The sequence below is a fragment of the Micromonospora sp. NPDC052213 genome (assembly GCF_040679695.1).
GTDB lineage: Bacteria > Actinomycetota > Actinomycetes > Mycobacteriales > Micromonosporaceae > Micromonospora.
In genome coordinates this window covers 1-3,993 of sequence record NZ_JBFAVI010000294.1, presented here as the reverse complement: position 1 = coordinate 3,993, position 3,993 = coordinate 1, and the positions used below count along the sequence as shown (strand labels likewise).

4 protein-coding genes are annotated in these 3,993 nt (G+C 76.1%); all 4 read left to right on the top strand.

Annotation, left to right across the window (positions count from 1 at the left end):
• The first annotated feature begins 89 nt into the window (after nucleotides 1-89).
• Nucleotides 90-908, top strand: a complete 819-nt coding sequence (locus AB0L34_RS33100; protein ID WP_363709536.1) for a crotonobetainyl-CoA--carnitine CoA-transferase — start codon at nucleotides 90-92, stop codon at nucleotides 906-908.
• On the top strand, nucleotides 905-2,173 hold the full coding sequence (locus AB0L34_RS33095; RefSeq protein WP_363709532.1) for a cysteine desulfurase: 1,269 nt from the start codon (nucleotides 905-907) through the stop codon (nucleotides 2,171-2,173). Before AB0L34_RS33100 ends, AB0L34_RS33095 begins: the two co-directional genes overlap by 4 nt.
• Nucleotides 2,137-3,693: a TldD/PmbA family protein gene (locus AB0L34_RS33090; protein ID WP_363709530.1), complete on the top strand. Its 1,557-nt coding sequence runs from the start codon at nucleotides 2,137-2,139 to the stop codon at nucleotides 3,691-3,693. Before AB0L34_RS33095 ends, AB0L34_RS33090 begins: the two co-directional genes overlap by 37 nt.
• A gap of 23 nt (nucleotides 3,694-3,716) precedes the next feature.
• Nucleotides 3,717-3,993, top strand: a 277-nt coding sequence (locus AB0L34_RS33085; protein WP_363709534.1) for a DNA gyrase modulator, incomplete at its 3' end; no start/stop codon positions are given.

The window sequence follows — 3,993 nt, the reverse complement described above, 5'->3', positions numbered from 1 at the left end:
CCCGCCCACGCCGCCGGCGCGCCGCCCGACCCCGGCCGGCCCGCGGTGGCCGCATCCGGCCCGCCGGGGGCCGGGCCGGGGAGGGCCGGATGACCGCGGCCTGCCCGAGCGCGCCACGCCCGGCCCGTCCGTCGGCTGGCCACCCCGGCCTGCTCGCGCTGGCCCAGTCGTACGTCGACGACGCCGCCGCCCGCGGTGAGCTGCCGCGCCGGGACCTGGGTGGGTTGCCCGGCACCCGGGTGCGCGTCGACCCGGAGTTCTGCCGCACGGTGGCGCGGCACTTCGACCGGGCGCCCCGGCGCGACCTGGGGCCGGACCTGGCGGCCCGCTACCGCCGGTTCACGGAGGAGAACTTGCGCCACTTCGCCCTGCTGGCCGGGGCGGGGATCCGCGTCGAGCCGTGGCGGGGCCCCGGGCAGCCGTACCGGGGCGCGGCGGACCTGGTCGACCGCCTCGCCCGCACCGGCGTGCTGCACGTCTACCTGACCCGGGACGGCCACGGCCCCGACGGGCCCGCCCCGGACCATCCGTTGTGCGCCCCGTCGGGTGTCACGGTCGGCGGCGTACCGCTGCTGCACAACGACATCTTCCGGGCCGTGCACGACGTCTTCGGTCACGTCATGCTCGGCGCCTCGATGGGGGTGGCGGGCGAGTTCCTGGCCGCGTACGGGCACATGGCGATGTACTCGCCCGAGGTGCATCCCGTCGTCTTCACCGAGCAGGTCAGCCAGATCTGCTGGTTCTTCCACGGCCCGCACCTGGCGGACCGGGCCGGGCGGTGGCCCCGGCGCGGCGAGCCGGGGTGGATCCCCCCGTCCGAGCGGCCCTACCCGGAGCAGAAGCTCTTCCCCTGCCCGCCGGGTTTCCTCGACCGCTTCACCGCAAGCTTCACGGAGGAGTCAGCATGACCGACACGGCTGCCCATCCCCTGTCCGCGGTGCGGGCCGAGTTCCCGTTCCTCGACGTGGCCGGGCACGGCCCGCCGCTGGCCTACCTCGACAACGCCGCGACGACGCAGAAGCCCCGGTCGGTCCTCGACGCGGTGGTCGACTTCTACACCACGGCGAACAGCAACATCGGGCGCGGCTTCTACGACCTCAGCCGCCGGGCCACCGGCCGCTACGAGGACGCCCGGGAGGTGGTCCGGCGGTTCGTGAACGCCGCCCACGCCGACGAGATCGTTTTCACCCGGGGTACGACGGACGCCGTGAACCTGCTCGCCGACACCTTCGCCGAGCGGATCGTCGGCGCCGGCGACGACATCGTGGTCACCGGCATGGAGCACAACTCCAACCTGCTGCCGTGGCGTCGGCTCTGCGAACGGAGCGGGGCGAGGCTGCGGGTCGTGCCGTCGCCGGCCGGCGGGCCGGTCCGGCCGGAGGACCTGGCCGCCGTTCTGGGCCGCCGGACCCGCCTCGTCGCGGTCAGCCACGTCTCCAACGTGCTCGGCACCGTCAACCCGGTGCGGGAGCTGGTCCGGGTGGCGCACGACCGGGGCGTGCCCGTGGTGGTCGACGGCGCGCAGGCGGTCGCGCACCTGCCGGTCGACGTGCGGGAGATCGGCGCGGACTTCTACTGCTTCTCCGGCCACAAGGTGTACGCCCCGATGGGCTCCGGGGTGCTCTACGGCCGGCGCGAGCTGCTCGCCGATCTCCCGCCGTACCAGGTGGGCGGCGGGACGGTCAAGGGGGTCTCGCACGACGCCCCGGTGTCCTACGTGCCGGTTCCGGCGCGGCTGGAGGCCGGCACCCCGGACATCGGCGCCGCGGTCGGGCTCGCCACCGCGTTGACCTGGCTGGACGGGCTCGACCGGGACGCGGTGCGGGCACACGACGCGGATCTGGTCCGGTACGCCGTGGACGTCCTGCGCGACGTCGACCGGGTGCGGGTCGTCGGCGACCCGGCCGCGGACCCGGCCGGCATCGTCTCCATCGCGGTGGACGGCCTGCACCCGTACGACGTGGGCGGGCACCTCGACGCGCACGGCATCGCCGTGCGGTCCGGCGTGCACTGCGCCAGCGCGTTCCTCGACGACCTGGGGCTGCTCGGCACGGTGCGGCTCTCCTTCGCGGTCTACAGCACCCGTGACGAGGTCGACCGGGTCGCCGAGGCGCTGCGTACCGTGCGGGCGGGGGAGTGGACCACCCAGTACCCCGACATCCGGTTCCGGTGACCGCCGGGCCCGCCCCGGCCGCCGCCACGGAACCGGGATTCGACACGCTGCCGGCCGGGGAGCTGGCCCTGGCCGCGCTGGAACGGGCCCGCCGGCTCGGCGCCTCGTACGCCGACGTGCGGCTGCGGCGGGTGCGGGCGCTGCGCGAGCGGGTCCGCGACGCGCAGCCGGAGGGCACCCAGGAGAGCGTCGAGACCGGGGCCGGCGTACGGGTCCTCGTTGACGGCACCTGGGGTTTCGCCTCGGGGGTGGACCTCTCCCCGCCGGGCGTCGCCGAGCTGGCCGCCCGGGCCTGCGAGCTGGCCCGGATGCTGCGCCCACTGCGCGGCGCGCCGCCCCGGCTGGCGCCCGAGCCGGTCCACGGGCCGGCGGTGTGGGAGTCGCCGTGCGAGGTGGACCCCTTCGCGGTGCCCGCCGCCGAGCGCACCGCCCTGCTGGCCCGCTGGTGCGCGATCCTGCGCGACGGCGGCGCCGACCTGGCGGAGGCGTACCTGCAGGTGTTCCGCGAGTCCACCGTGTACCACGACAGCGAGGGCCGGCGCATCCGGCAGCGGCGGACGTGGCTGCACCCGATGGTGGTCGGGTTCCGGATCGACGCGGACAGCGGCACCTTCGAGACCCTGCGCACCCTCGGGCCGCCGGCCGCCCGCGGCTGGGAGTACCTGACCGGGACCGGCTGGGACTGGGCGGGCGAGCTGGCCCGGCTGCCGGGGCTGCTGGCCGAGAAGCTCGCCGCCCCGTCCGTCGAGCCGGGGGAGTACGACCTCGTCATCGACCCGACCAATCTCTGGCTGACGATCCACGAGACCGTGGGGCACGCCACCGAGCTGGACCGGATCCTCGGCCGGGAGGCGGCCTTCGCCGGCACCTCGTTCGTCACCCCCGACGACATCGGGTCGCTCCGCTACGGCTCGCCGGCGATGAACGTGGTCGCCGACCGCACCACCCCGCACGGGCTCGCCACCATCGGTTACGACGACGACGGCGTGGCCGCCCGGTCGTGGCCGCTCGTCCGCGACGGCGTGCTGGTCGGCACGCAACACGACCGGCAGACCGCCGGCGCGGCCGGGCTGGACCGTTCCACCGGCTGCGCGTACGCCGAGTCGTACCGGCACCTGCCCGTGCAGCGGATGCCGAACGTCTCGCTCCGCCCCGCGCCGGACGGGCCGGACACCCGCGAGCTGATCGGCCGGGTGCGGGACGGGCTGTACGTCGTCGGCGACAACAGCTTCTCGATCGACATGGCGCGGGTGAACTTCCAGTTCACCGGGCAGCGCTTCTACCGGATCCGGGACGGCCGCCTGGCCGGCCAGGTGCGGGACGCCGCGTACACGGGGACCACGCTGGAGTTCTGGCGGTCGCTGGAGGCGGTGGGCGGCCCGCAGACCTGGCTGCTGTCCGGTGCGGGGCAGTGCGGCAAGGCGCAGCCGCTGCAACTCGCCGCCGCCGGGCACGGCTGCCCCTCGGCGCTGTTCCGGGGCGTACGCGTGACCAGCACCCGGACGGAGGCGCCCGCGTGAGGACCCCGAGCCCGCAGGAGACGGTGGAGATCGCCCTCGGCGCGGCGGGCGGCGACGACTGCGTGGCGATCGTGGAGCAGGGCGCCGACGTGCACCTGCGTTGGGCGGACAACGCGCTGACCGGCAACGGGAGCGGCGACGAACGCCGGGTGTCGGTGGTGGCCGTCGCGGGTGGCCGGGTGGGTGCGGTGTCGCTGTGCGGGCCGGCCGACCGGGCCGAGGTGGTCGCGCTGGTCGAGGCGGCGCGGGCGGCCGCCCGCCAGGCGCCGCCGGCGCCGGACGCGCGGCCCCTGCCGGCCT